At 62.7% G+C, this 26,415-nt stretch carries 30 protein-coding genes; 23 read left to right on the top strand and 7 right to left on the bottom strand.

Annotation, left to right across the window (positions count from 1 at the left end; genetic code table 11):
- The first annotated feature begins 25 nt into the window (after nt 1-25).
- Genes rpsR through ABSB13_RS04200 form a run of 4 tightly spaced genes read left to right on the top strand, consistent with a single transcriptional unit; the run spans nt 26 to nt 2,520 of the window.
- Nucleotides 26-391, top strand: a complete 366-nt coding sequence (rpsR, locus tag ABSB13_RS04215) for a 30S ribosomal protein S18 (protein ID WP_428105740.1) — start codon at nt 26-28, stop codon at nt 389-391.
- 14 nt (nt 392-405) lie between these two features.
- Nucleotides 406-1,362, top strand: a complete 957-nt coding sequence (locus ABSB13_RS04210) for a DUF2232 domain-containing protein (protein WP_428105738.1) — start codon at nt 406-408, stop codon at nt 1,360-1,362.
- 53 nt (nt 1,363-1,415) lie between these two features.
- The gene (gene rplI, locus ABSB13_RS04205) at nt 1,416-1,865 is read left to right on the top strand and encodes a 50S ribosomal protein L9 (protein ID WP_428105759.1); all 450 of its coding nucleotides are present in this window, start codon (nt 1,416-1,418) and stop codon (nt 1,863-1,865) included.
- Between the two features lie 13 nt (nt 1,866-1,878).
- A complete protein-coding gene (locus ABSB13_RS04200; protein WP_428105736.1) occupies nt 1,879-2,520 on the top strand; it encodes a glutathione S-transferase family protein in 642 nt (213 codons plus the stop codon).
- Between the two features lie 130 nt (nt 2,521-2,650).
- Here ABSB13_RS04200 and ABSB13_RS04195 read toward each other — a convergent pair whose 3' ends face one another.
- Entirely contained in the window at nt 2,651-2,950 is a 300-nt protein-coding gene (locus ABSB13_RS04195; RefSeq protein ID WP_428105735.1) for a hypothetical protein, read from the bottom strand.
- A 383-nt stretch (nt 2,951-3,333) separates the two neighbouring features.
- Here ABSB13_RS04195 and glgC point away from each other — a divergent pair, with 383 nt between their 5' ends.
- On the top strand, nt 3,334-4,569 hold the full coding sequence (gene glgC, locus ABSB13_RS04190; protein ID WP_424672162.1) for a glucose-1-phosphate adenylyltransferase: 1,236 nt from the start codon (nt 3,334-3,336) through the stop codon (nt 4,567-4,569).
- Nucleotides 4,570-4,593: 24 nt separating this feature from the next.
- Entirely contained in the window at nt 4,594-5,664 is a 1,071-nt protein-coding gene (locus ABSB13_RS04185; protein ID WP_428105733.1) for a lysophospholipid acyltransferase family protein, read from the top strand.
- Here ABSB13_RS04185 and ABSB13_RS04180 read toward each other — a convergent pair.
- Together ABSB13_RS04180 and ABSB13_RS04175 are read right to left on the bottom strand one after the other, a co-directional pair.
- Nucleotides 5,661-6,548: a CPBP family intramembrane glutamic endopeptidase gene (locus ABSB13_RS04180; RefSeq protein WP_428105732.1), complete on the bottom strand. Its 888-nt coding sequence runs from the start codon at nt 6,546-6,548 to the stop codon at nt 5,661-5,663. The genes ABSB13_RS04185 and ABSB13_RS04180 overlap by 4 nt on opposite strands.
- Nucleotides 6,549-6,702: 154 nt before the next feature.
- A complete protein-coding gene (locus ABSB13_RS04175) occupies nt 6,703-7,452 on the bottom strand; it encodes an SDR family oxidoreductase (protein WP_428105730.1) in 750 nt (249 codons plus the stop codon).
- Nucleotides 7,453-7,514: 62 nt separating this feature from the next.
- On the opposite strand from ABSB13_RS04175, the gene ABSB13_RS04170 reads away from it, so the two are divergent.
- Nucleotides 7,515-8,870 (top strand): phosphomannomutase/phosphoglucomutase, encoded by a 1,356-nt coding sequence (locus ABSB13_RS04170; protein ID WP_428105729.1) that lies wholly within the window; start codon nt 7,515-7,517, stop codon nt 8,868-8,870.
- 4 nt (nt 8,871-8,874) lie between these two features.
- A complete protein-coding gene (locus tag ABSB13_RS04165) occupies nt 8,875-9,942 on the top strand; it encodes a mannose-1-phosphate guanylyltransferase (protein ID WP_428105728.1) in 1,068 nt (355 codons plus the stop codon).
- Here the strand turns inward: ABSB13_RS04165 and ABSB13_RS04160 are convergent, their stop codons facing one another.
- Both ABSB13_RS04160 and ABSB13_RS04155 read right to left on the bottom strand, forming a co-directional pair.
- Nucleotides 9,943-10,410 (bottom strand): hypothetical protein, encoded by a 468-nt coding sequence (locus tag ABSB13_RS04160; RefSeq protein ID WP_428105727.1) that lies wholly within the window; start codon nt 10,408-10,410, stop codon nt 9,943-9,945.
- Nucleotides 10,411-10,535: 125 nt separating this feature from the next.
- On the bottom strand, nt 10,536-11,075 hold the full coding sequence (locus ABSB13_RS04155) for a hypothetical protein (protein WP_428105725.1): 540 nt from the start codon (nt 11,073-11,075) through the stop codon (nt 10,536-10,538).
- Between the two features lie 83 nt (nt 11,076-11,158).
- On the opposite strand from ABSB13_RS04155, the gene ABSB13_RS04150 reads away from it, so the two are divergent.
- The 3 genes from ABSB13_RS04150 (at nt 11,159) to ABSB13_RS04140 (ending at nt 15,897) form a co-directional block, all read left to right on the top strand.
- Entirely contained in the window at nt 11,159-11,641 is a 483-nt protein-coding gene (locus ABSB13_RS04150; protein WP_428105723.1) for an adenosine-specific kinase, read from the top strand.
- 58 nt (nt 11,642-11,699) lie between these two features.
- Nucleotides 11,700-14,159 carry a PBP1A family penicillin-binding protein gene (locus tag ABSB13_RS04145; protein ID WP_428105721.1) on the top strand — a complete coding sequence of 820 codons (2,460 nt, stop codon included), beginning with the start codon at nt 11,700-11,702 and terminating at the stop codon, nt 14,157-14,159.
- A gap of 313 nt (nt 14,160-14,472) precedes the next feature.
- Nucleotides 14,473-15,897 carry a Kelch repeat-containing protein gene (locus tag ABSB13_RS04140; RefSeq protein WP_428105719.1) on the top strand — a complete coding sequence of 475 codons (1,425 nt, stop codon included), beginning with the start codon at nt 14,473-14,475 and terminating at the stop codon, nt 15,895-15,897.
- 16 nt (nt 15,898-15,913) lie between these two features.
- Here the strand turns inward: ABSB13_RS04140 and ABSB13_RS04135 are convergent, their stop codons facing one another.
- The gene (locus ABSB13_RS04135) at nt 15,914-16,945 is read right to left on the bottom strand and encodes a molybdopterin-dependent oxidoreductase (protein WP_428105718.1); all 1,032 of its coding nucleotides are present in this window, start codon (nt 16,943-16,945) and stop codon (nt 15,914-15,916) included.
- A 57-nt stretch (nt 16,946-17,002) separates the two neighbouring features.
- Nucleotides 17,003-17,878, bottom strand: coding sequence for a tRNA (adenine-N1)-methyltransferase (locus ABSB13_RS04130; protein WP_428105716.1), 876 nt, complete (start codon nt 17,876-17,878; stop codon nt 17,003-17,005).
- A gap of 204 nt (nt 17,879-18,082) precedes the next feature.
- Between ABSB13_RS04130 and ABSB13_RS04125 the strand changes: the two genes are divergently transcribed.
- From ABSB13_RS04125 to ABSB13_RS04070, 12 genes are all read left to right on the top strand, one after another.
- A complete protein-coding gene (locus ABSB13_RS04125) occupies nt 18,083-18,253 on the top strand; it encodes a hypothetical protein (RefSeq protein ID WP_424672147.1) in 171 nt (56 codons plus the stop codon).
- Between the two features lie 18 nt (nt 18,254-18,271).
- Nucleotides 18,272-18,697, top strand: a complete 426-nt coding sequence (locus ABSB13_RS04120) for a hypothetical protein (RefSeq protein WP_428105714.1) — start codon at nt 18,272-18,274, stop codon at nt 18,695-18,697.
- Between the two features lie 41 nt (nt 18,698-18,738).
- A complete protein-coding gene (gene secF / locus ABSB13_RS04115; protein ID WP_428105713.1) occupies nt 18,739-19,674 on the top strand; it encodes a protein translocase subunit SecF in 936 nt (311 codons plus the stop codon).
- 123 nt (nt 19,675-19,797) lie between these two features.
- Nucleotides 19,798-20,118, top strand: a complete 321-nt coding sequence (locus tag ABSB13_RS04110) for a hypothetical protein (protein WP_428105712.1) — start codon at nt 19,798-19,800, stop codon at nt 20,116-20,118.
- A gap of 19 nt (nt 20,119-20,137) precedes the next feature.
- Nucleotides 20,138-20,623 (top strand): GNAT family N-acetyltransferase, encoded by a 486-nt coding sequence (locus ABSB13_RS04105; protein WP_428105710.1) that lies wholly within the window; start codon nt 20,138-20,140, stop codon nt 20,621-20,623.
- A 226-nt stretch (nt 20,624-20,849) separates the two neighbouring features.
- Entirely contained in the window at nt 20,850-22,067 is a 1,218-nt protein-coding gene (locus ABSB13_RS04100; RefSeq protein WP_428105708.1) for an IscS subfamily cysteine desulfurase, read from the top strand.
- 39 nt (nt 22,068-22,106) lie between these two features.
- Nucleotides 22,107-22,535, top strand: coding sequence for a Fe-S cluster assembly scaffold IscU (gene iscU / locus ABSB13_RS04095; protein WP_428105707.1), 429 nt, complete (start codon nt 22,107-22,109; stop codon nt 22,533-22,535).
- Between the two features lie 6 nt (nt 22,536-22,541).
- Nucleotides 22,542-22,862: a HesB/IscA family protein gene (locus ABSB13_RS04090; RefSeq protein WP_333647985.1), complete on the top strand. Its 321-nt coding sequence runs from the start codon at nt 22,542-22,544 to the stop codon at nt 22,860-22,862.
- Nucleotides 22,863-22,892: 30 nt separating this feature from the next.
- Entirely contained in the window at nt 22,893-23,534 is a 642-nt protein-coding gene (locus ABSB13_RS04085; protein WP_428105706.1) for a hypothetical protein, read from the top strand.
- A 28-nt stretch (nt 23,535-23,562) separates the two neighbouring features.
- Nucleotides 23,563-25,440 (top strand): Fe-S protein assembly chaperone HscA, encoded by a 1,878-nt coding sequence (gene hscA, locus ABSB13_RS04080; RefSeq protein ID WP_428105704.1) that lies wholly within the window; start codon nt 23,563-23,565, stop codon nt 25,438-25,440.
- Nucleotides 25,441-25,483: 43 nt separating this feature from the next.
- The gene (gene iscX / locus ABSB13_RS04075) at nt 25,484-25,708 is read left to right on the top strand and encodes a Fe-S cluster assembly protein IscX (RefSeq protein ID WP_428105702.1); all 225 of its coding nucleotides are present in this window, start codon (nt 25,484-25,486) and stop codon (nt 25,706-25,708) included.
- Nucleotides 25,709-25,792: 84 nt separating this feature from the next.
- Nucleotides 25,793-26,362 carry a hypothetical protein gene (locus tag ABSB13_RS04070; protein WP_428105701.1) on the top strand — a complete coding sequence of 190 codons (570 nt, stop codon included), beginning with the start codon at nt 25,793-25,795 and terminating at the stop codon, nt 26,360-26,362.
- The last annotated feature ends 53 nt before the right edge of the window (nt 26,363-26,415 follow it).

The raw sequence follows: 26,415 nt of genomic DNA, 5'->3' as shown, positions 1-26,415 counted from the left end.
AAGGGAATTTTACCAGGGAATCTAAATGGCTGACGAGGAAAGATCTGAAAGAGGCGGCGAAGGACGCGGACGCTACGGCGCGCCACGCCCCGAGGGCGACCGCGGCGAGGGCCGTGGCGGCGAGGGTCGCGGCGGTGAGGGCCGCGGCGGCGGCGGGATGCGTCGGGGGCGCCCCGGTGGACGGCGTAAGGTATGCCGCTTTTGCGCCGACAAGACGCTCAAGGTCGATTACAAAGACGTGCGCACGCTCGGCAGTTTCATCACCGAGGGCGGCAAGATAGTCCCCAGCCGAACCTCGGGTAATTGCGCCAAGCATCAGCGCCAACTTGCGGTGGCGATCAAGCGTGCGCGCGTGCTCGCGCTGCTGCCATTCACGACGCTCGGAGCCTAGCTCGGCTTAATCCAGTGACGCGCAAGGCTGTTATAGGGATGGTTCGCGCGGCCGCGTTGGCGGGGGCCTTCTTCCTCGCCGGCGGCGCGATACCGATGATCGGCGGGATTCTGATGATGCTCGCGCCTGCACCGATCATCCTCTATGCGGTCGGGCGTCCCAGTCCCAACCTCCGCGCGACTATCGCGGTCCTGCTCGCGACCGCATTCGTAGCGCTCCTGGCGGGATCGGTTGCCGGTCTGGGCTACTTCGTGTCGTTCGGCCTGGGCACCGGCATCGTATGCTACATGCTCGAGCGCGGCTCCTCGTTCGAGATGATCACCGCGGTTGGCGCGGGCGCGATGGTGGCCGCTTCGGTGGTGGCAGCGCTGGTGGTCATGGGCGGTCCCGACGCGCTCATCAAGACCGTTCACGACGAACTTGCGCAAGGGATGGCGCGCGGGCAGGAGTTGTACAAGCTGCTCGGGACTCCATCGACGATTTCGGCCGATACGCAAGCCAGCGTCATTTCGTTTACGATGCGTCTGTTGCCGGCGTTCGCGCTGCTGGTCGGTGCAAGCTCGGTACTGCTCAACCTGCGCGTGTTTTGGCGATGGGCCGGGCCGCAACGGCTGACCTACAGCTTGTTCGGCGATCTTTCGCGATGGTCGGCGAAGGAATGGCTGGTGTGGCTGTTGCTCGCCAGCGGCTTCGGGCTGTTCATTCCGGTCCCGGCGATGCGCGATATCGCGCTCAACGGCTTCATCTGTATTGCGGCGGTGTATTTTTGCCAGGGACTGGCGATCGTCGGATTTTATTTTCAGTCGCTCGCAGTTCCGTCGATCGTACGCGGCATAATTTATTTTGTCGTTTTCGCGCAGCCGTTTGTGGCTGCGCTGGTGTGTATCGCAGGCGTCTTCGATATGTGGATCGACTTCCGGCGGCTCAAGCCCCCCAGCCCGGAAGCGAACAATTTGGGCGATTTCTTCTAAGAGCGGGGCGGAAACACGGCGATCAAGATAACGAGGCGGCAAAGACGATGAACGTGCAAGTCATACTCAACGAGGATCTTCCCAACCTGGGAAGGACCGGCGACGTGGTCAAGGTCCGCGCCGGCTACGCGCGCAACTATCTGTTGCCGCGCAAGCTCGCGGTCGAGGCGGATCAAAAAAATCTCCGCGCCTTCGAGCATCAGAAGCGCACCGCAACCCGCCGGCGCGAGATCAAGCGCACCGACGCGCTCGCGGTCAAGGCCAGGATCGAAGCGCTTGCGATCACGCTCACCGCGCGCGCCGGCGAGGAGGGCAAGCTCTTCGGCTCGGTTACCAACATCGATCTCGAACGCGCGCTGCGCGAGAACGGTCTCGATATCGAGCGGCGCAAAATTCACCTGCCCGAGCCGATCAAGCAGCTCGGAGAATTCACGGTGCCGGTCAAGCTCGATTCCGAGGTTGAAGCCAGCTTGAAGATTACCATCGCGGCGCAAGCCGAATGAGGACTTGCCCGATATGATCAAACTCTACGACTTCCTGTCCTGCCCCTTCGGTCAAAAAGTCCGCATCGTCCTGGCCGAGAAGGCTCTGACCTACGAACTGGTCGCGGTCGATTTGAGCCAGCATGAAAATCGCAAGCCCGACTTCCTGCGGCTTAACCCGTTTGGACGCGTGCCCGTGCTCGTCGATGACGACACCACGATTTACGATTCGACGATCATCAACGAGTATCTCGAGGACGAGTATCCCGAGCCGCCGGTGCTGCCGCCGGTCGGTTCCAGCGCGATGCGCTCGCGGGCGCGGCTGTTCGAGGATTTCGCCGACACTTCGTTCACGCCGCCGGTCGGCCAGCTGATCGCCGAAATCTCCAAGCCCGAGGGCGAACGCGATCAAAATCGCGTTCAGCGGCTCCATCAGTCCGTCGAGCGCGTGCTCGACTACCTCAACCATGAACTGCAGGGCAACAATTTTCTCGCCGGTGAGTTCTCGGTCGCCGACATCGGCTTTGCGCCGCGGATGCTGGTGTTGAACGAAATCGGAATCGACGTGCTCGGCAACAACCGCGGCAACATCGATGCGTGGATCAAGCGCATGATGGAGCGGCCGAGTATCCGCAATCTGCAGGGCGTCGCTGCTGTGCCGGTCGCGGGCGGCTGATCGCTATCCTGGCCGGCCAGGCATCTGAAAAACGCGCGCGCCGTCCGGGTTCCCGGACGGCGCGCGACGTAATGATAGGACAACGGATCTAGTGACAGCCCATCTAGATTAGATGATCCGCGCGTCTAGGTTAATAGCGGGAATCCGCTCCCATTTCGTCCTCGTCGCCACGCGTCGGTCCAACCCCCGTGGGGCGGAACAGTAGTTTGGCGGCGAAAAGCTTATCGCTGATGCGCCCCTGGGATTTCAGTTGCCCGCCGTGCCGCTTGCAATGCGCACATGCCATCGTACCGCTGAGAAGGCTGGCGTTTTGAGGCGTTATTTTGAGATCGAATTTAAAACCGCAGCCGGGATTCTGGCAAATCGTGCGGTAAACTATCCCCGGGCTACCGGTCGTTTTCGATTCATTCCTGCTAACCGCGGTTTGCATTTTCTGTGTCCTCCTCTCATCGCGCTCCATCGCGAGAGGGCTCGCGCATCCGACTACCATAATCGATGTAGCAATTTAGACGTAAGAGCCCATAGAAAGTTTCAAGCAAATGACGTGCCTTGCGGCACAATTGGCGAAAACCTGCAAAATCGAGTAAAATCAAGCTAAATTCGTCGGCTGAGGCTTCTTTTGTATGACCGATTCATGCCACTATCCAAAGATCATTGCGGTATTTGCCACAATTCAGGCATTTTACGCATGAACCAAGCTGCATCTCAGTGCCCAATGGATAGGCTTCCGATGATACCGGGGACAATCTATACTCGGCGGGCTTATTTTGCCGAGGCGAGCCGCGCAATGACGATTCGAGTTCCTTCGCTCAAATGAGAACGCTGGCGTTAGTGATGGCAGGGGGGCAGGGCACCCGGCTTCATCCGCTGACCCGGGACCGCGCGAAACCTGCGGTTCCGTTCGGCGGCAAATACCGCATTATCGACTTCGTTCTCTCCAATTTCATCAATTCAGGCATCTACGCGATCTACGTGCTGGTCCAATGGCGCTCCCAATCGCTGATCGAGCATCTCAAGGACGGATGGCAATTCGGCGGGATGCTGCCCGATCACTTTGTCATTCCGGTTCCGGCCCAGATGCGGATGGGCGAGACCTGGTACCAGGGGACGGCAGATGCGATTTTTCAAAATCTCAATCTCATCGACGACACCAAGCCGGACCTGGTCGCGGTCTTTGGCGCCGACCACATCTACCGGATGGACATCCAGCAGATGATCGAGTTTCACATGGATCGCAAGGCGGCGGTCACGGTCGCGACTCTGCCGGTGGCGGTGGACGAGGCGGATCAGTTCGGCATCGTCCAGGTCGATTCGGGCCTGCGCGTTTCAGGCTTCGTGGAAAAGCCCGACAATCCGCCCCAGATGCCCGGTGCGCCGGGACGCTCGCTGGCCTCGATGGGCAACTACCTGTTCAATCCCCAGGTGCTGCGCGAGGCGCTGATCGAGGATTCGATCAAGGAAAACAGCAATCACGATTTCGGCCGCGACCTCATCCCGGCGTTGATCAATCGAGTACCGGTTTACGCGTACAACTTCATGACCAATCGCATCCGCGGCGACTCCGAGCTCAATCTCAGCTACTGGCGGGACGTGGGAACCCTCGACGCGTACTTCGAGGCCAACATGGACCTGCGTGACGCGCGCCCGCATCTGAACCTGTATAATCCGCTCTGGCCGCTGCGCACCGCGTACTTCGATCAGCCGCCGGCGAAATTCGTCTTCGACGAGAACGGGCGGCGCGGGCTGGCGCTTCATTCGGTGATCTCGGAGGGCTGTATCGTGTCGGGCGGCGCCATTCGCAATTCCGTGCTCGGGCGCTCGGTATTCGTCCATTCGTACAGCCTGGTCGAGGATTCGGTCATCATGGACTACGCGGAAATCGGGCGGCACGTGAAAATTCGCCGTGCGATCATCGACAAGAACGTCTATGTTCCCGAGGGCGAAGAGATAGGATATGACCTCGAGCGCGATCGGCAGCGATTCTTCGTCACCGATTCGGGCCTCGTCGTGATTCCCAAAGGCCCCAAACGCGAACGATCGGTATTATAGAGAGCATCGCACCCGATGGTATCAGTGCATTCTTCAGCAAGTCCCAGGCTCGATCGCCGCGAATCGCCCGATTCAGTGGGCGAGATGTTGAAGCGCGGCGCGGTTCCAGCCGGCGGCGGCATGAACGAACCGGACTTTCCGCTCGGCACTGGAATCCCCAACAGCATGCGCATTCAGCTGGGCCTCAAGGATCGGCTGATCTTCTGGCTGCTGGTTGGCGTGCTGCACACGCTCAGCCTCCTCCCCGACTTCATTCTCTACAAATTGGGAGAGGCAGGCGGCCTGATCGCCCATCGTCTTGACCGCCGTCACACGCGAATCGGAATCCGCAATCTCGAGATCGCGTTTCCCGAAAAGAGCGACGCCGAGCGCCGCCGCATCCTGCGCGCCTCGTACATCAACCTTGGCTGGACCGGCGCCGAATACGTTCGGCTGGGCGGATTCTTCTACCGCCGCCTGGCGCGCCGCGTCACCTACAATCGGCTCGACATCTGGAACAATCTCACGCCGCGGTACCCCGGCAAGGGCGCGCTGATCCTGACTGCGCACTTTGGAGATTTCGAGCTGCTGCCCGCGGGACATGCGCTGCACGGCTTCCAGATCACCGTGGTTCATCACACCCAGCGCTTTGCGGCCGGCGACGCACTGGTAACCTTCATCCGCCAGCGGGTGGGAGTGCGGACCATTCGCAAGCACACCGCGGCGCGCGAGATGCTGCGCTCGCTCAAGCGCGGCGAGATCATCGGCATCCCGCTCGATCAGAACGCCAAGCGCTCCGAGGCCATCTGGGTGCCGTTTTTCGGCGAGCTGGCCGCCACCCCGAGTGGATTCGATCGCCTCGCAATGATGGCGGGTGCGCCGGTGGTGCCCGTGTTTATCGTGCGCCAGCCGGACAGCCGCAGTCACGTGATTGAAATTTTCGAGGAAATCCCGCAGCAGCGGACTGGCGACCGCGAAGCCGATACCCTGGTGAACACCGCCCGCTATCAAAAGGCTATCGAAGAGATGGTCAGAAAGCATCCCGAGCAATGGCTCTGGACGCATCGCCGCTACCGCACCCGCCCCGTAAGCGGCTCCCCCTCGCTGTACGATTAGCCGTCAGGCGCCGTTTGGCGCGCGCCGGTGATTGGGCGCAGCATCGCGAGGATAACAATTGCGATTACCCAGGCGGCGGCGCCGCCGATTAACGGAATCGCGCCACCGCCTGCAATCCACCACGGAAGCGCGCCACGGCCGAGGATTATTTTCGGCCACAGCTTCGCTCCCAGCACGAAGCCGCTGTGCAAGCCGATAGAGAAATACACACTGCCCGTGAGGATATACGCTTCACCGAGAACGATCCCGAGCAGGAATAGGCCGATCAGGGTGGGAATCGCGATCGCGGGATTGGTGAATTGGTCGATACTGTGCGCGAGCGTGATCAAGCCGGCCGCGGGCTCGTAGCCGGTGACGTAGAAGCGCGCCGGAGATCGCACGAGATGCGCGACGGCGTAGATTGCGGCGCTTGCAATCAGCGCGACCCGGTTGCCGAAGTCGCCTTTCATGCCGCCGAGCAGAAACGCGCGGAAGAATCCTTCCTCGATGATCGCGATCGCGATCGCCGAAAGAAAATATTTTGGGATCAGCGCTGCGGCCGCTCCAAGATCGACGATTCCGCTGCCGCCGGCCGCCAGCGCCAGCGCGAATAGAATCGAAATCGCGCAGATCGCCACCACCAGACCGCGAATCGCGCGGACGATGCTCGGCGTTGCGGGATGCCTGAAGGCGCGGCTCAGCAGCGAGCCGAGATTCAAGTCGCGCGCAGCCCAAAGCATCGCGAGCAACAGCGTCGCCATCACGGTCCGATCGAAAATTCGGGGAAACGGGAAGCGCCATCCCGCAGCCGATAATCCGAGAACCGCCAGCGGTGCGAGAACGATCGCGCCGGCGACTCCCGCCGCCAGCACGAGCGCGAATCTCGCCGTGAATGATCGATGCACGCTAACCTAATCCCCTAACCCCTTCCCGCGCGGAAACGGGAACCAGCGCGGAAAGAGGCTGCGCGGCCTCCTTTGCATTAACCTCCCTAACAGGGACCCTACGAGTACTCAGGGCAAACTCCGCACGTCTCTTCTTAATCACTGGGTGCAGGGGTCACCCCTGCCGCTCCGGATCGAGCTGCGGTTCGAGCGTCACTTCGACCGGACATGCGCCCGCCGGAGAGTTCACGATCTGCATCACGGCCTGGGCGACGTCGGCCGTCGAAAGCATCGCCGCGCGGTCGAGCCGCTTGTTGTTCGGAATCAGCGCGGTATCGACCAGGCCCGGAACGATCACCGCGAGCTTGAGCCCGCTTTGGCGCAACTCGCCGAACGCCGCGCGCGTGAACGCGATCAGCGCGGCTTTGGTCGCGGCATAGACGGCCTCGCCGGCGGGAGCCTTGATGGCGGCCGACGATGCGACGTTGACGATCGCGCCGGCGCCTCGCGCGGCCATAGCTGCCGCGGCCATCCGGGTAAGCGCGATCGGCGCGCGCAGATTAACCGCGATCATGCGATCGAGATCGACGGTACGCAGCTTGAGCAGCGGCGTTCGCGGCGGAGCCCATCCGGCGTTGTTCACCAGCACGTCGATATGCCCGTAGCAATCGAGCGCGGCGCTAATCAAATTCTCGGGCGCTTCCTCAGCGGCCAGATCGACCAGGACAATCAACGCGCGCTCCGGCGGCAACCCGGTCTGCGAGCGGGTTTCTTCGAGCTCATCGCGCGAGCGAGCGGCGAGGCATAGCGAGTAGCCGGCGCGCGCGAGTTCGAGCGCAACCGCGCGTCCGATGCCGCGGCCGGCGCCGGTGACAATCGCGACGCGGGCCCGGTCACCCGCCGGCGATTTCCCGGCGGCGGTCATTGGTAACCATCGCGCAAGCAGCTATCTTGCACTGACGTAATAGGTCGCACAGACTGACGATAATGAATTCGCAGGTATTCCGCGAGTACGACATCCGCGGCATCGTCGCAAACGATTTCGACGACGACTTCGTGGTCGATCTCGGGCGCGGTTACGCCACCTTGTTGCATCGCGCGGGGAAAAAAACGATCACGCTCGGCCGCGATTGTCGGCTGTCATCGGATCGGTTGCGCGATCGGCTCGTCGAGGGTCTCCTTTCCGGCTGCATCAACGTGGTTGACATCGGCGTGGTGCCGACGCCGTTGCTTTATTTTTCGGTGCTGAGCTGGAAGATGGACGGCGGCGCGATGATTACCGGCAGTCACAACGCGGCCGAGTACAACGGCTTCAAGCTGGGCGTGGGTGCGACGACGATTTACGGCGCCGAGATTCAGCGGCTGCGCGATATAATCGAGCGCCAGGATTTTGTCACGACCGGCGCCACAGGCACGCTCTCCCACCGCCCGGTGATTCCCGACTACAACGACTTCATCATGTCGCAGTTCAAGCTCACGCCGGGACTCAAGGTCGTCGTGGACGGGGGCAACGGATGCGGCGGCGTGGTCGCGGCTCCGCTGATGAAGCGGCTCGGACTCGATACGATCGAGCTTTACACCGAGATGGACGGGCGCTTCCCCAACCATCATCCCGACCCTACGGTCGAGGAGAACATGCGCGATCTGATCGCGGCGGTGAAAAAAAACAAGGCTGCGATCGGCATCGCGTATGACGGCGACGCCGACCGCGTCGGTGCGGTGGACGAGAACGGAAGGATCGTATGGGGCGACGAGCTGATGGTCGCGTTCTCGCGGGCGTTGCTGCGCGAGCGTCCCGGCGCGACGATTATCGGCGACGTGAAATGCTCCAAGCGGATGTACGACGACATCGCGCGCCACGGCGGCAGGCCGATCATGTGGAAGACGGGCCATTCGCTCATCAAGAGCAAGTTGAAGGAGGAGCACGCGGCGCTGGCGGGCGAGATGAGCGGGCACATGTTTTTCGCCGACCGCTACTTCGGCTTCGATGACGCTATCTACGCCTCGTTCCGCATTCTTGAAATCTTGAGCCGCGAGGGGCGTGGCCTCGGCGCGATTCTCGCCGATCTTCCCCCCAGCCACTTCACGCCCGAGATTCGCGTTGACTGCCCCGACGATCGTAAATTCGAAGTGGTGCGGCAGGCGGCCGATTTTTTCCGCAAGCACTATGAGGTCATCGACATCGACGGCGTGCGCGTGAATTTTGCCGACGGATGGGGCCTGGTGCGCGCGTCGAATACCCAGCCCGCGCTGGTGACGCGCTTCGAAGCTACCAGCGAAAAGCGATTGGCCGAAATTCGCGCGCTGTTCGACGGCAAACTCCGCGAACTCGGCGCTATCTGACGCGATGGCTCCAGCTTCCACGCCGCAGCGCGCCTCGGTGCTGATTATCGCGGGCGGCCGCGGCACGCGCTTTTGGCCTGCGAGCCGCGAGGCAAGGCCCAAGCCGCTTTTTTCGATCGACGGCAAGACCAGCCTGCTCGCGGATACGATCGCGCGTCATGTGCCGCTGATCCCGCGCAAGCGAATTTTCGTGCTGGCGGCAGCGGCGCATCAGGCGCCGTTTCGGCGCGCGCTCCGCGGGCTGATTCCGGCGGATAACCTGATCGTTGAACCCGACGCGCGCGGCACCGCAGTGGCGATCGCTTACGGCGCCGCGATTATCCAGCGCCGGCTGGGCGACGGAATCATCGCTGCGGTCGCGGCGGATCACTACATCGCGACCGCCGCTCAATATCGCCGTACACTCGCCGAAGCAATCGGTCTCGCCGCGTCGAACGAATCGATCGTCGCGGTAGGGATTACTCCGACCCGGCCCGAAACCGGCTACGGCTATCAGAAGATCGGTCCGAAGGCCGGCGCCGGATTCAAGATCGAAAAGTTCGTCGAGAAACCCACGTTCGCAATTGCGCGGCGGATGGTGCGCAGCGGGCGTTACTTGTGGAATGCCTCGATGTTCGTGGCATCGACGCGGACGTTGGCGCGGGAATTCGCCGCGCATTGCCCGGCGCTCGGCAAGGCGGCGCAACGGCTCGCGCTGACTCCGCGGACGAAACTGGCGCGCGCCTACGGGAGGCTGCGGTTCGACTCGTTCGACCGCGTGATAATGGAGAAAAGCTCCAACATGCTCGGCGTGCGCGCGCGATTTTCATGGCATGACGTGGGATCGTGGGACGGGCTGTGGGATGCAATCGGCGAAGCGGGCGGCAACGTGCTTCGCGGCAACGCGATCGCACTGGAATCCGAGCGCGTGCTGGCGTACCCGGATTCGCGCCTGATGGTGTTGTTTGGCGTGCGCGATCTGATCGTCGTCGATACGGGGGATGCGATCCTGGTTGCGCACCGCGCGATGTCGCCGCATGTCCGCCGCGTCACCGAGGAACTCGAGCGCCGCGGGCTGCAGCGCTACTTGTAGTCAGTCCAGCGCGAGCGCGTCGCACTTGAGCGCGAGCTTGCGCAGCTCGCGTTCGCGATCGTCATCCTCGATAGCCAGTTGAAGCAGCTTTCCCGCGACGTCTTCGTCGACTGACTCCCACTTCAATGCATCGATACGCAGCTCGGCCGCAAGCGCGCCGAGTACCTCAAGGTCGCCGCTGAGGCGCGCCCAGTTGTTCGCGCCGTCATGCAGCGCGGCTTCCGGCAGCTTCGCCCATACGTTGTGATCGGCGAGAATCGATTGAATCACCTTGACGTGCGATTTTTCCTTTTCGGCGAGCGCCTCGACTCCGGTCTTGATATTCGGTGAGGTAAGCGCGGCGTGCCGCTTCAGGCGATCGATCAACCCCTGATTGCGGCCGGCGAGCACGGCCAGTTCTTCAAGCAACTCCGCCCGCGCCGAAACCGGCGAAAACAATCTCTGAATGAATCCCATACCAGTAGCCATCTCTCCTACCCGATGCGCGTCGTTGTAAACGGCGTTGTCATGTAGATGCGCTCCGCGCGCCGGCGCATACCGAGAATAGCTATCGGCGTCGAAGCGTCCGCTGTCAAGGGAAGCGGCGGACTCGGTCAAGAATTGAACAGGGCGCGCACCAGCGACGATTCGCGCTTGAAGAATCCCTGCGTGTGGTATGAATCCTCGAGCCGCAGCAGTGCGTAGTCCAGATAGTGCCCGACTTCATGCATCAGCGTTCGCACGAACGTCTTCGGCTTGACGACGTCGTGGCGCTGCGCCGTGCGCATCCAGAGCACGATGTACGGCGGCCGGCGCATCCGCGGGTCGTATGGATAGAATAGCCCGTGCAGCTCGCCGCGCTGATTGCGAGGGCGCACGCCGCGAACCTCGACGCTGACCGGCGCGGTCGCCAGCCCCCGGCATATTTCCGCGGCCAACGCGCGCGCGCAGGTGGTGCATCCCGCGAGGTTGCCGGTCTCGAGCACGCGCATCAGGGCGTCGAGCGAGTTGCGCGCCGCATCGTTGGGGACATAGTCGTAGCGCTTGACGGTGTCGCTCCTCAGCCAGGTGCGCTGCGCGCGCGAGGAGAGCCGGTAAAAAAACGCCGGCAGCCGCGTCTCGGAATTCGTGCGAAGGGTCAGGCCGGTAGCCACCACGCCTCCATTGCCGGATACTCACTTCCGGCGCCGCATCCACGCGATTATCATCACCGCAATAGTCACAAGGGGCAAGCACTATGCAACTGAGTATCGTCGAAATCTCGAAGCCAGCGGACTCCAACGTGATCGTCGGGCAGGCGCACTTCATCAAAACCGTCGAGGACGTTTACGAGGCTCTCGTGCAGGCGGTCCCGGGAATCAAGTTCGGGCTGGCGTTCTGCGAGGCCTCGGGCCCATGCCTGATTCGGCGCACCGGCACCGACCCCGCGCTGGAACAGTCGGCGGTCGAAGCCTCGGCGGCAATCGGGGCAGGGCACGTGTTCGTGGTGATTCTTGGCAACGCATTCCCGGTCAACGTGCTCAATCAGATCAAATCGGTGAGCGAAGTATGCACGGTGTTTTGCGCGACGGCGAATCCGGTGCGCGTGATCGTGGCGGAGGACGGAGGCGGACGCGGCGTGATTGGCGTGATCGACGGCAGTTCGCCCAAGGGCGTCGAGAGCGCCGGCGATCAGGCCGAGCGGCACGCGATGCTGCGACGCTTCGGCTACAAACAATGAGGGTCGATGGATCAGGCGGCGGGACGCGGTTAACCTTGTAGCTGAGGGATTAACAGCGATGGGTGGCGGACGGCGGGCGCCGGTGAAAGCGAATCCGGGCAAAAAGAAACGCCGTGAGTGGCGAATCCGCGGATGGCGCGTGCGAAATCTCGCCGCCGGCGGATTCCTGCTCGTTTTCTTCGCGCTCGGATTCTATCTCGCACAACTCTACAGCGAGATCTCCGCGCTGATCGAGAATCGTCGCGCCGCGCTCAGCTCCGCGATCTTCTCCGCGCCGTTTCCGATCCGCCCCGGCGACGACCTCGAGCGGGCCGGACTGCTGGACCGGCTGGCGCAGTTGAGCTACTCGCAAGTGCCCGCGGCTAATGCTCCGGGGGAGTACACCCGCGCGCCGAATGCGATCGCGATTTACTTGCGATCGTTTCACGACGGCGCGAAGGAGTATCCCGCCGAAATGGTGCGCGTGAGCCTCGACGGCGCGCGTATCGCGGGCGTTGCCGATTCGTTCGGCGTGGCCAAGTCCGACGCGATGCTCGAGCCTGAGGTGATCGGCCGGCTGCTGCCCGGCGCGCCCGCCGAACGCGTCGAGGTCCAACTCGACCAGCTGAAGCCCTACCTGGTCAAAGGACTGCTCGCCAACGAAGACCGCTTCTTCTACTACCATCCGGGAATCGATCCGATCCGTATCGTCGAGGCCGCCGTTTCCGATTTGCGCGCCCGCCGCCTCGTTCAGGGCGCCAGCACGCTCACCCAGCAACTGGCGCGGACCTTCATGGAGCGCCACGAGCGCAGCTTCAGCCGCAAGTTCCGCGAGCTTGCAGTCGCCGCGGTGCTCGAATTCCGGCTCAGCAAGAATGAGATCCTCGAGCGCTACATCAACGACGTGCCGATGGGCGAGTACGAGGGCACCCCGATCGACGGGATGCCGCAGGCGGCGCGATATTTCTTCGCCAAGGACCTGGCCGAGGTGACGCCCGCCGAGGCCGCGACGCTGATCGGAATGATTCAGGCGCCGACGCTGTACGATCCGCGCCGTCATCCCGACGCATGCCGCAAGCGGCGCGACGTGGTGCTCGGCGTGATGAAGCGCGCCGGCGTGATCGACGACGCCACCTACGCGGCCGCCGTTGCCGCGCCGATTCAAATCACCAAGCCGCCGGGACTGCGCCGCGCGCCGTATTTCACCGACTATGTGACCGCGTTCGTGGCCAGGATTCCCGGCTTCAACGGCCATCTCGAGGGACTCAAGGTCTATACGACGCTCGACACTGAACTTCAGAGCGACGCCGTCGACGCGGTCACGGAAAATATCGCGCAGCTCGAAAAGAACCATCGCCGCCTGCGCCGCACGAAGATCGACGGCAAGCTGCAGACCTCGATGGTCGCGCTGGACGCCGACAGCGGCGCGATTCGCGCGATGGTTGGCGGGCGCGACTACTCTGAGAGCCAGTTTAATCGCACCGCCAACGCCGAGCGCCAGCCCGGGTCGGCATTCAAGCCGATCGTGTATCTGGCCGCGCTCGATCCCGACCGCGCGCCGTTCTCGCCGCCGCTGACGCTGGCGTCCACGCTGCCCGACGAGCCGATGACGTTCAACGGATGGACGCCCGCGAACTACGAGCGCACCTATCAACCGCAGGTGACTGTTGCGCAGGCGCTGTTCGAATCGCTCAACGTGCCGACGGCGTACGTCGGCAGCCGGCTTGGCGCCGCGACGATCGTTCGCACCGCGCACGAAATGGGCATCCACGAGGATCTTCCCGCGGTGCTGCCGATTTCGATCGGCGCCGACGAGACTACGCTGCTCGAACTCACCTCCGCGTACCAGGTGTTTGCGAGCGAGGGCCTGCAGTCGCCACCGTACGCCGTCGAGTCGGTGGTCGATGCCAAGGGCCATCTGATCTACCAGCACGCGGACGTGGAGAATCGCGTGATTCGTCCCGCCGTCGCGTATTTGATCACAGGCGCTCTCAAAGCCGTACTGCGCTATGGAACCGGCGCGAGCGCGGGCCGGATGGGGCTGGATTTTCCGGCGGCGGGCAAGACCGGCACAACGCAGGATTACAAGGACGCGTACTTCATCGGTTACACGCCGGCGATAGTTTGCGGCGTTTGGGTCGGCTTCGACGAACCCGAGAGCCTGGGATTGACGGGAGCGCAGGCCGCGCTGCCGGCGTGGGTTCAGTTCATGCAGGATGCGGCGCCGGCGGATCCGGAAGATTTCCCCGAGCCGTCGGGAATTACGATGGCTACGATCGATCCCGAATCCGGCGGTCTTGCGACCTCGGCTTGCCCGCGTCAAGTCTCGCTGCCGTTTCTGATCGGCACCGAGCCGACGCAGATGTGCCCTCTGCACGGCGGAATGTTTGCGAGCGCGCCTGGGTCTGCGCCAGCGTCGGCGACGATGCCACCGGCGCCGGGATTCGCGCCGCCCGCGCCGGTCGCGTCGGCGAGTCCATCTTCATCGGATGTTTTTGGCGCGGTGGGAAAGTTCTTCAGGGGAATTTTCTCGCATTGATTTGCCCGCCCGCACCGCGTGGGGAAGGGGAAATCAGTTTATTTAGTGCGGAACCCACCGTGGGTTCCGCACCTCCTTGGGCAGGGGTGACCCCTGCACCCAATGTTAAGGCCGCGCTCCGTTGTCGCGCGCGGACCCTGCCACCGGCTTAATACTGCGCTGCCGCCGCCATCGGCAGGCGGCCAGGATCCGGATGAATCCTGATTTGAAACTATTTTGCCTAAGATTCGTCTAACTGGCGCGCATCTATGCCCATTTGATGCCCGCGAATGCGGCAACTTCGAGTGGGTGAATCCCGAGTTCTCAGAGTCGAGTGCGTTTGCAAAAGCATCTGCATACCAGCCCCCGATGGGCGCGAAGTGCGCTCGCAGCGCTCAGTCTGGTCGGACTGATCGGCCTGGTCGCGGCGAGCGGGTGCATCAACGGCGAGAGTATCGAATCGCCGTCCCACGACGGAGCCGTGGCAGACGATTCAGGCGCGGGCGGCGCGGCCTCAAGCGCCCATCACGCCGCAATTCACAACCTCAAGGCCGCGATTCCCGTGGCGGGCGACGTGCTGATCGCGGGCGGTGCGGACGCGTCGAATCGAAGCCTCGCGACTGCGGAGTTCTTCGATCCGTCGGCGGGGCAGTTCGTCGTGACCGGCGGCGCGGCGTCGAGTCGCGCGGGCGCATCGGCGGTGGCGCTATCGGCGACCCAGGTGATGCTCGACGGCGGCTTCAGCGGGGTCGCCGCGATCAAGAATTTTTCGCTCAATCTCGAAGGCAGCGTGCTCAGCGGCGCGGAGATTTTCGACGAGGCGACCGGCGCGTTCTCGCCGGCCGGCAGGATGGCCGCGGCGCGGATGGGCTTTACCGCGACGACATTGACCAACGGCAACGTCCTGGTCGTCGGAGGCCAGGACAATCTGGGCAACGTGCTCGATACCGCCGAGCTGTACGATCCTGCCGGCGGCAAGTTCATCGCGGTCAACAACCCGATGAGCGATAGGCGGATGTTTCACACCGCGACGCTGTTGCTCAGCGGCAAAGTGCTGGTGGTGGGAGGCGCGACCAATCTATCCGGCGACACGACCAGCTCCGCCGACATTTACGATCCCGCGTCGAACTCGTTTACCCCGGCGACCTTCCCGATGGACCATCAGCGCGCGGCGCATACCGCGACGCTGTTTACCAGCGGCCCGCTGGCCGGCAAGGTCCTGATAGCGGGCGGAGTCGGCGGCTCGAGCTTTTATTTCAAGGACAGCAGCGCCGAGATCTACGATCCCGCCACGCAGGAATTCCTGTTGCTCTCGAGCTTCATGAACGAGCCGCGCTCGCTCCACACGGCCACGCTGCTCGACGACGGGAGCGTGCTGCTCGCGGGAGGATTCAACGGCTCGGTGGCAGTCTCGGGCGGCGTGCTGTCGGGAGCGTCGGGACTGATCAGCAATTCGGCCGAGACGTTCGATCCGAACACCGGGGATTTCACTTGCGTCGGTGGATTCAACACCGAAACGACCCGCTGCAATCAATCGATGAGCGTTGCGCGCGCGGGGCATACCGCAACCTTGCTCGCGACCGGGCCGACCCCGCATCGCGTGCTGATCGCCGGCGGGATAGGGGCCGCCGATCCGGCTGCTCACGGCGCGGCGCTCAGCAGCGCGGAGCTGTTCAATCCCGCGGCGGGCGGCAGCTTTAGCGCGACCGGCGCGATGTCCACGGCGCGCGCACTTCACACCGCTACGTTACTCCGCTAGTTTTCGCGGATCGTTTTCAGACGCTGGTCACTTGGAGCGCGAGCCGCGCCTGCCCGCTCATGCCGCTGCCTGTCTGCGGATCGGCCGGGGGCTGAGCGACGCCGCCGCCGTCGGTCGCGCGCACGCGAATCATGAAATCGCCGGCGGCCTGGGGCGCGAAGCGATACTTCCACACCGTCCACACGTACGGTGAGCTGTTCTCGACCAGTTGCGCGTTGTGCCACGTGACGCCGTCGTCCGGCGACAGCTCAACGCGCTTGATGCCCGACGGTCCCGCCAACGCCCATCCATAGATATCCACGGGAGCCGTCACTTTGGCCTTTCGATCGAAGATCGACATCAGCCCCCCTTCGACGCGCGGCGAGAAAAAGCCCGAGTTGACCTTGCGCCAGCAGATATCGCTCCATCCGCGAACCTCCCAGTAGCCGGGGATTTCGTGGTCGGCGAATTCGATCTCGGTGATCCACTTCGGCTGTTTCATCCCGTACTTTCCCGGGATGAAAATTCTGAGCGGATAGCCGTGCCTGGCGGGCAGCGGCTCGCCATTCATGAGGTACGGCAGAAAATTTTCCTCGCGCATCAGTTCGTCGACGGGCAGCACCGTGTGATAGCCGTCCGCCCCGCGCATCGCGACGAACCTCGCTCCCCGCTTGACGCGCGCGCGCTCCAGGAGCGGACGCAGTCGCACGCCGGTCCAGTTGGCGTTGCTGATCGCGGTGCCGTCGGGCGGGTTCGAGATGCATTCGAGCGTCAGCATCTCCTCTATCTTCGGCAGCTTGCGAAGATCCGCGTAGGAAAATTGCAGCGGATTTTCCACCAGGCCCTTGATGCTGAACCGCCACGAATTGAGGTCCACCGCCGGCGTCCCGGCGGACGACGTCACGTAAAAATTCGAGTTCGGCGTCGGCCCGCCGAATTTCGATGCCGGCGCGGCCGCGCGCGCGATTCGCCTGCCCAGCGGGATGCCTGCCAGCGCGATCGCGGCGCCTGACGCGATCAGGAATTTCCTGCGGCCCAGTGGCGACCGCGGTTTCGAGCGGTCATCCATCGCTTACTTCAACTGCGCCCGGATTGGGCGAGTTCCCAAATCGCTTCAGTGGACGAGTCAGTCGAGCGGCTCGTCAGCATCGACGCCGTCGGATTCGCCTTCGCCCGAGTCGGCGGCGGGAATCGGTTCTTGCTGATGCTCGTGCGGATTCGAGGAGGCGGCGACCAGCTTGCGCGACACGATGATAAACGCGGAATGCGCGATCATCCTGAAGTGCGGCCGCACGCTCATCCCCTTTACCTGCCAATGACGCAGCAGCGTCTCGAAGCTTTCGATCTCGCCAAAATCGCTCCGCGCCTGAATCGCCTCGACCGTGTCCTTGAGCTGGATCGCGGTCGGCACGTAGCAGACCAGCACGGCGCCGGGCCGCAGCGCCGACGCCGCGACCCCAAGCGCGCGCCCCGGCTCCGCCAGATCGAGGAACATCCGATCGACGCCGGTTTCATCGAAGCCCGCGTAGAGATCGCGCACCTTGATCGTCCAGTTGGGCGCGTCGCCGAAAAATGCGGCGACGTTTTTGCGTGCGGCGTCGGCGAAATCCTCACGCAGTTCGTAGGAGATCACGCGCCCCGCCGGCCCCACCGCTCTGAGCAGCGCAATCGTCAGCGCACCCGCGCCCGTGCCGCCTTCTATAACCGTCGCGCCCGGAAACACGTCGCCCCAAATCAGCAGCGGCCCGGTGTCCTTGGGATAAATCACCTGCGACGCGCGCGGCAGATGCGGGATCAGGTCGGCGTAGGTCGGCCGCAACACCAGGAATGCCTCGCCGGTCGAGAACTTGACGCGCGATCCTTCCTCGACGCCGAACAAATCGTCGGCGCGCAGCTCGCCGCGGATGAGCAGCTTCTTGCCCGCCCGCAGCATCTTTAGGTAGCGGCGCCCCTTGCGATCGATAAATATTACGGCGTCGTTTTCTTGCAGGTGCGAGTCCAAGATGATTCACGCTTGCACGGCTGGCGCGCGCGGGCAACTATCCGGGCGCGCCGGGCTATTGACTACACGGCGTCGCGACCTTACCTTTGAGGATGCACCTGGCCAGATGGAAGCGTCCAATGGCCGGGTCGTTTTGCGTAAACGTTGATCTGATTTCCAAGTTCAAATCGGGGCCGTTAATCCAAGTCGAGAGCATTTCACGTCATGGCAGAGAAAAAGGCAAAGACCGCTGAGAAAAACGCCGGCCTCCAGCAGAAACACATCTGTCCCGGGTGCGGCGCCGAGAGCAAGGTGACCAAGTTCGCCGGCTTCGGCCGCAAGGGCTTCTACCTGGTCTGCGAAAAGAACTGCGGCTACGTCGGACGCACGCGCTAAGCGGCAGGGAGATTCGCGATGGGCAGAGCGCGCAAGAGCAAGACTTCCAAGCGCGACAAGTACGCCTCCTTCGGCGACATGGCGGACGAGGCGGACGAAGATGCCGACCTTCCCAAGGACGAAGCCGGCCGGCGAAAAATCAAGCGCCAGTATGGCGAGCTGCTCGGCATCCGGATCGAGAAACTGCGCGGAAGAATTCTCAACCGCGAACGAATCAACAAGACCATCGAGGGCATCTACTTCATCTGCGCCGCATGCCTGAAAGTGTGCCACTCGCTCGACGACGGGTTCAGCGAAGATCCCGCCAATCTGAACAACCTGTGCGGCGCATGCGCCAAGGCCCAGGCTGCCGCCACCAGCGCAGCCGCCGCGGCGGCCAAGGAAAGCGGCGGACCGTCGCGCCGGCCAACCCGATCGACGCGCAAGCGCGCGGCCGCGAGCTGAGCGTACTTGTGCGCGTGACCACGAAAAGATAAACAGGGCCGATGTCATTACAGCTCATCCGTCCCGACATCAATCTCGATTTCGTCGGGAAGCGTTTTTTCTTCATCGCGCTTTCAACCGTGATTAACATCGCGGCGATCGTGCTGCTCTTCACCCGCGGGCTCAACTACGGCGTCGATTTTGCCGGCGGCAGCGTCGCGCAAATCGAGTTCTCCGCCCGCACCAACGGCGATGCGATTCGCAAGGCGCTCGCGCCACTGGATCTTGGCGAAGTCACCGTCCAGGATTTCGGCAAGGCCGGCCAGTCTTTTCTCGCGCGCTTCCAGGCGATCAAGAACATCGGCAGCATCGGACCCCGGCTCGAGACCGCGCTCGACAAAGCCTACGGCCCGGGCATCGCGAAGGTAGTGCGAGTGGAGAGCGTCGGCGCCAAAGTCGGCAGCGATTTGCGCCGCAAGGGCTTTGCCGCGGTTATCATCGCGACCATGTTCATGGGCGTGTACATCGCGATCCAGTTCCGCCACGTGAGCTGGAGTTTCGGCGCGGGCGCTGTGATTGCGCTCATCCACGACGTGCTGGTCGTGATGTGCGCGCTGGTGATCTCCCAGTACCAGTTCGATTTGACCACGCTCGCCGCGGTGCTGACCGTTATTGGTTACTCGGTCCACGACACCATCATCGTCTCGGACCGCATCCGCGAGGATTCAACCAAGCGCCGGCGCGAGCCGATCGCCTCGATCATGAATCGCGCGATCAACGAGACTCTTTCGCGCACCATCCTGACTTCGGGCACCGCAATCACCGTGCTGATCTCGCTGCTCGCGTTCGGCGGCCCGATCCTGCGCCCGTCGGCGTTCACCCTGCTGATCGGCTTCATCACCGGCACTTATTCCTCGATCTATATCGCCGGCCCGGTGGTGCTGTTCTGGGAGGGCGGTTCCGGCCGCACTCGGACCGCCTCCTCGCGCGCGGCCTGATCATTTTCTTGTGTCATTCTGAGCGAAGGTTGCCGTGATTGAGCCGAAGCCCTGAGTGCTGCCGAAGGGGAAGAATCTCGACGGGCGCTTTTGCGGTCGGCGTCTATTTGGACGGCGTTCAGCTTGCCAACAACCTTGAAAACCGGCCGCGGCATCTACGCGATCGCGAGCGCCGCGCCGATCGCGCGCGCCGCCGGCTCGGTCGTGTTGACGCTCGGCCTCGAGCGTGGCGACGGAATCGAGAAGTTCGCGCTCAGATGCCGCATCGCGGCCGGCTTGATCGGCAACGTGGACTCGGACTCTCCTGAAAAATTGATCGAGCAGCTCGCGCCGTGGCTCGAGCGCGAATTCGAGCAAACGCGCGAGGCCGCGCTGAAGTCGATTCGCACCGAGCGCCACTTGCTCGAGATTTCGTTCGACGAAACAATTCGCGGCCCCTTCTGACTCACGGAGGAACCCTGCGATGGCTGTTCAGATTCGCCGCGCCACCCAGTCCGATATCCCGGAGCTTTCGCGGCTGATCGCCGCGCTGGCGGCGTGGGAGGAAGCGCTCGATCCGCGCGCGCGCTTCGATTGGGACGGAATTCGCGATGCGCCCAACTGGCTGAAACTGGTGCTCAATCGCGAGTATCACGCGATTTGGGTCGCAAGCACCGACGCGCGCCTCGTCGGCCATCTGTGGGTTCGCCTCAAGCGCCAGAGCGACGGCGACATTCCTCAATCCATCGGCTATATCAGCCAGGCTTTTATGGAAGAGAGCTTTCGAGCAAACGGCCTAATGAAGCCGATGCTGGAACAAGCCTACCAATGGTTCCGCGATGCCGGTATCACGGTCGTCACGTTGAGCGTATTGCATCGCAACTGGATCGGCGCGACCGCATGGCATCGCCTGGGCTTCAGCGATTGGCGTGAGGAGCGGCGGATGGAGCTGAAACCGCGCCCGAAATAGCTCGATCGCCATTGTTTTTGACCGCTCGGTAAGGCTCATATTACCCTTGACAAACGGGCGCATTCGCCTTACTAGGCTAAGCAGGTCCAGTATTCTGTTGGGCGACCGACGGGGGATGGATTCCGTTTGACTACGGCCGCAAAAGGCCTATACTATACCTAACAGGTCCACTATTAAGGATTGGAGCGTTTCTGACGGAACGAACCGAAAGAGACCGAGAGAGAAGATGCTGAAGAAGCCCGTTTACATGGACAATCATGCGACCACGCGCGTCGATTCTCGCGTGCTCGATGCGATGCTTCCGTATTTCACCGAGAAGTTCGGCAACGCCGCCAGCCGCAACCATAGCTTCGGCTGGGAGGCCGAAGAGGCCGTCAGTCACTCGCGCAACCAGATCGCGGCGCTGATCGGCGCCAAGCCCAAGGAAATCATTTTTACCAGCGGCGCCACCGAATCCGACAACCTGGCGATCAAGGGCGTCGTCGAGTTTTACAAGGACAAGGGCAACCACATCATCAGCTGCGTCACCGAGCACAAGGCCGTGCTCGACAGTTGCCGCGCGCTGGAGAGGGCGGGCAGGGCCACGGTCACGTACCTGCCGGTTGACAAGTACGGGATGGTCGATCCCGACGCGGTGCGCCGCGCGATCACCGACAAGACCGTGCTGATCACGATCATGTGGGCCAACAACGAGATCGGCACGATTCATCCGATCGCGGAGATCGGCAGGATCGCCAAGGAAAAGGGCATCATCTTTCATAGCGATGCGGTTCAGGCGATTGGCAAGGTGCCGGTCGATTTCGAAAAGGCGGGCGTCGATCTCGCGTCGATAACCGCGCACAAGATTTATGGGCCCAAGGGAATCGGCGCGATCTATGTTCGCTCCAAGGGACCGCGCGTGCGGCTGACTCCGATGATGGACGGTGGCGGCCATGAGCGCGGGATGCGCTCGGGGACGCTCAACGTGCCGGGAATCGTCGGCCTGGGCGCGGCGTGCGAAATCGCGGGAATGGAAATGTCCGAGGAAGCGCGGCGCCTGATTCAGTTGCGCAGTCAGCTGCAGGCGGGGCTGTTCGAGCGCCTCGACGAAATTTATCTCAACGGTCATCCCACCGAGCGTCTCCCCGGCAATCTGAACGTGAGCTTCGCCTACGTCGAAGGCGAGTCGCTGCTGATGGGTATCAACGATATCGCGGTCAGCTCGGGCTCCGCGTGCACGTCGGCGACGCTCGAGCCGTCGTACGTGATCCGCGCGCTCGGCATCGACGACGAACTGGCCCACAGTTCGATTCGTTTCGGGCTGGGCCGCTTCAACACGCTGGAAGAAGTCGACTACGTGACGGACCGGGTCAGCAAGGAAGTGAAGCGGCTGCGCGAAATGTCGCCGCTGTACGAGATGGCGAAGGAAGGAATCGATCTCAAGTCGGTCAATTGGAAGTCATAACACAACGTCATATCGACGCGCCGCTTCAGGGAAAAAATCATGGCTTATTCGGATAAGGTTATCGAGCACTACAACAATCCGCGCAACGTCGGCAGCTTCGCCAAGGACGAGCCCAACGTCGGCACCGGCGTCGTCGGCGCGCCGGAATGCGGCGACGTGATGAAGCTGCAGTTGAAGATCGGCGACGACGGCGTGATCGAGGATGCGCGCTTCAAGACCTTCGGATGCGGCAGCGCGATCGCAAGTTCGAGCTACGTCACCGAACTCGTCAAGGGCAAGCATATCGACGAGGCGATAACCATCAAGAACACCGTCATCGTCAAGGAACTCAACCTGCCGCCGGTCAAGATTCACTGCTCCGTGCTCGCCGAGGACGCGATCAAGGCCGCGATCGCCGATTGGCGCAAGCGCAAGGGCGACCATCCCGCTTCAACCGAGGAGCAGCCGCCCAAGTCGAAGGAGGCGTAGTCTTACGTGGTGATTTCGCTTTCCGAGGGCGCCGTCCAGAAGATCAAGCAACTCGTCGCCGACAAGGGCGAAGGCGCCGGCTTGCGCGTGAAGGTCGTTGGCGGCGGATGCTCGGGCTTGCAATACCGGATGGAAATCGACGCCGCCAAAGAACGCGACAAGGTCTTCGAGCGCGACGGCGCGCGTCTCATCGTGGACAAGAAAAGTTTTCTCTATCTCAACGGCTCCGAGCTCGACTACGGCGAAGAACTGATGTCGTCGGGCTTCAAGGTCGTCAATCCAAACGCCAAGCGCAGTTGCGGATGTGGAGAATCGTTCGTCGTATGAACGAGTGGACGTGGGGACTGCTGTCTCAAGATGATCGAATGCCCTTCATGCGGACGGCCGCAACAGCCGCTGCTGATTTGCCCTGATTGCGGGTCGCCGCTGGCGGCACCGCTCGATTGTTTCGCCGCGCTGGGGATGCCCCGCACGCTGACGATCGATCTCGGCGCGCTCGAGCGCCGCTACCACGCGCTGAGCCGCAAGCTTCATCCCGACCGCTTCGCCTCCAGCGCCGCCCGGGTGCGCGACGCGAGTCTGCGCGCCACCGCGACTCTCACCCGCAGCTACCGCACGATCCGCGATCCCGTCGCCCGCGGTCTTTACTGGCTCGAACTAATCGGTGAAAAGCTCTCCGAGAACAACAAGCGCGTTCCGCCCGAGCTCGCCGAGCTGGTCTTCGAGGTGCAGGAGCAACTCGCCGGGATGCACGATGCGCCCGCTGACTCGGACGCCGCGCGCGAGCTCGCAGCCCAGGTCGCCCAGCGCCGCGCCCAGCTTCAAGCCACGATGGATGCCAGCCTGGCGGAGCTCGAGCGAAATTTCCTGAAATGGGATCAGCGCTCGGATGAAAAGATGCTTACATTTGAACTGAAGGCGATTCTTTCGAGCATCGCCTACCTGCGCACCCTGATTCGCGACGTCGATCGCGCGCTCGAGAACTCAAAGGCTGCCTGACCAACCAACCTGGCAAAGTTAAGTTAAGATGTCCCGAATTTTTGGCATAGACCTCGGCACCACCAACAGCCTGATTGCCGCCATGGAAGACGGCGCGCCCCGCGTTATCGCGATCGGCGGCAACCAGCGGGCCCTGCTGCCGAGCGTCGTTGCGATTGCGCCCGACGGCGCCATCACCGTCGGCGAACGAGCCATCGAGATGGAGCCGCATCTGACCGTCGAGCGCGACGGCCGCGTCAGCGCGGTCGGTTTTGCCGGCGGCGAGTACGGCGCTGTCATTCGATCCGTCAAGCGCTACATGGGATTGGGCGGCGACGAGATCGCGCCCGAAGATCGCGCGCGCTATACGTTTGCCGATCTGAGCGGCCCGGTGGTGCGCTTTCAAATTGGCAAGCGCGTCTTCACTCCCTCGCAAATCTCCGCCGAGATTCTGCGCGCCCTCAAGGACGGCGCCGAACGCGCTCTGCGTGCCGCCGGCAAGGACGAAAAAGTCGAGCGCGTCGTCATCACCGTTCCCGCTTATTTCAACGACGGCCAGCGCCAGGCCACCAAGGATGCCGGCCGTCTCGCCGGCCTCGAGGTCGTGCGCCTGGTCAACGAGCCCACCGCCGCGTCGCTCGCCTACGGCTTGAACACCCGCGCGGCCGGCAATGTCGCCGTGTTCGATTTCGGCGGCGGCACTTTCGACATCTCGATTCTCAGCATCAAGGAGGGAATCTTCGAGGTGCTGGCGACCAACGGCGATACCCATCTCGGTGGCGACGACATCGACCGCGTCATCGTCGAATGGCTGCTCGCTGAAATCCCCGACGCCCTCAAGCTCGATCGCCACGTCTGGAACAGCGCTCGCATGGCCGCCGAGAACGCCAAGCAACGCCTCACCGACGTTGCCGAGACTCCCGTCGTCGTCGATCTCCCCGGCCACTCGATTCGCAAGCATTTGACCCGCGGTGCCCTCGAGCGCATGGCCGAGCCTTTCCTCGCCCGCACGCTCAAGCGATGCGAGCTGGCCGTTGCCGACGCCAAGCTCACCCCCGCCGACATCGACGCTGTCGTTCTGGTCGGCGGCTCGACCCGGATGCCGCTGGTCCGCCAGCGGGTCGCCGCGATGTTCCATAGGGAACCCCTGTGCTCGATTGACCCCGACCAGATCGTCGCTCTGGGAGCCGCTGTGCAGGCTTCTGTGCTAATGGGCATGCAGGGCGACATGCTCCTGCTCGACGTCGTCCCCCTCTCGCTGGGTATCGAAACGATGGGTGGCGTGATGGAACGTCTTATACATCGTAATACCACTATTCCGACCAGCGTAGCTGAAGGCTTTACCACCGCTGTGGATAATCAAACCCATGTTGATATCCATGTTTTGCAAGGAGAGCGCGAGCTTGCTAAGGATTGCCGTAGCTTGGCGCGCTTCAAGCTGGGGCCGATTCAGTCCCAGCCGGCGGGGGTCCCGCGCATCGAGGTCACTTTCCTCATCGATGCAAACGGGATACTTAATGTCAATGCGCGCGATGAGCGCACGGGCCGCGAGCATTCAGTCGACGTCAAGCCGAGCTATGGACTGACGGATGACGAGATCGAGCGAATGCTCGAAGAGGCTGTTGATCTCGGGGAGCAGGATCTCGAGGAGCGCCTGCTGATTTCGTACCGCAACGACGCCGAGCAAATCCTGGGCGCGCTGCGTAAGCAGCTCGGCGAATTCGGGGCCCTGGTCGACAATCGGGAGCGTGCCCGCATGGACGAGGTGGTGGAGCGGCTGGAGGCGGCCCGAATCGGAACCGATCGCGAGCTAATCGCAAAACTCGTCGAGGAGTTGAACGAGGTTACCACTCCGTTCGCGGAGCGCATTATGGACGCCGCTATCAAGCTGGCGCTCGAGAAGAAATCAGTGGAGGACCTTTCCTAGCAGGGTAACTTGCAACCGAGGCCCGGCGAAGGACGTATTCAAGATGGGGTTTAAGTGGGATCAGGCCGAGGAAATTGCCGAAGTGCTCGCGGAGAATCATCCGGGATTGGACCCGCTCGCCGCGCGCTTCACTGATCTGCGTCAATGGATTATCGACCTCGACGAATTCGATGACAATCGCGACGGCTCTACCGAGGCGAAATTGGAAGCCATCCAGATGGCATGGCACGAAATATTTAAGGAACAGAACGAGGACGACTCTGAATAGGCGCAGGCGTGGCTGCGTCATAACTATGAGGAGGGTGGGGCGGTGGATACACGCATGACATTGAAAGCGGGTAACGGAGAAAAGATGCAGGAAAAGGAAACACTGGACGAAAGATTGCCGGGGCTGTTCGAGCCCGACACCCTTTTGCCCGTTCAATACTTCGAGGCGATGCGCAAGAAGCATCTGCTCGAGGGTGAAAAGCGGCTCATCCTGAGCGTGCTCGAGGACGCGATCGAATGCTTCATGAAATGCATCGACGCCTCCACCAGCAAAGGCCAGCGATTGTTCCGCGATGCTGACGAATGGATCGCGCACGAAGACAAGCGCTGGGTCTTTTCCTTCGACAACGTCTGCGACATGCTCGACATCAATGCCGAGTACATGCGGATGGGTCTGCGCAAGTGGAAGGACAAGCGCCTCGACGCGATCGCGCGCCGGCGCGCCACGCTCGCCCTCGAGGCCGAGCGCGCTGCCGCCGAGGCTGCGATACAGCCTGCGGCGGCCCCAGTCGCGTCCCCGGCAGCGCCCGCGCCGGCGGTCGCAATTCAAAAGCCCACCAAAGTGGCAGCCAAGCGCGCACGCGTCAAGCGGCGCCCCGAGCGTGTGCGGATAGCCAAGCGCTCGGCCGGCAAACTGCGCAAAGCGCGCGCATAACACAGCTTAGAAGAGACGACGGCCGCGGCCGCGGCCGTCGTCTTCCTTATTTG

Origin of the sequence: Binatus sp. (SeqCode), assembly GCF_050013435.1 — a bacterium.
Classification (GTDB): Bacteria; Desulfobacterota; Binatia; order Binatales; family Binataceae; genus Binatus.
Note: the sequence above shows the minus strand (reverse complement) of the source record. Positions and strands in the feature narration are given on the sequence as shown.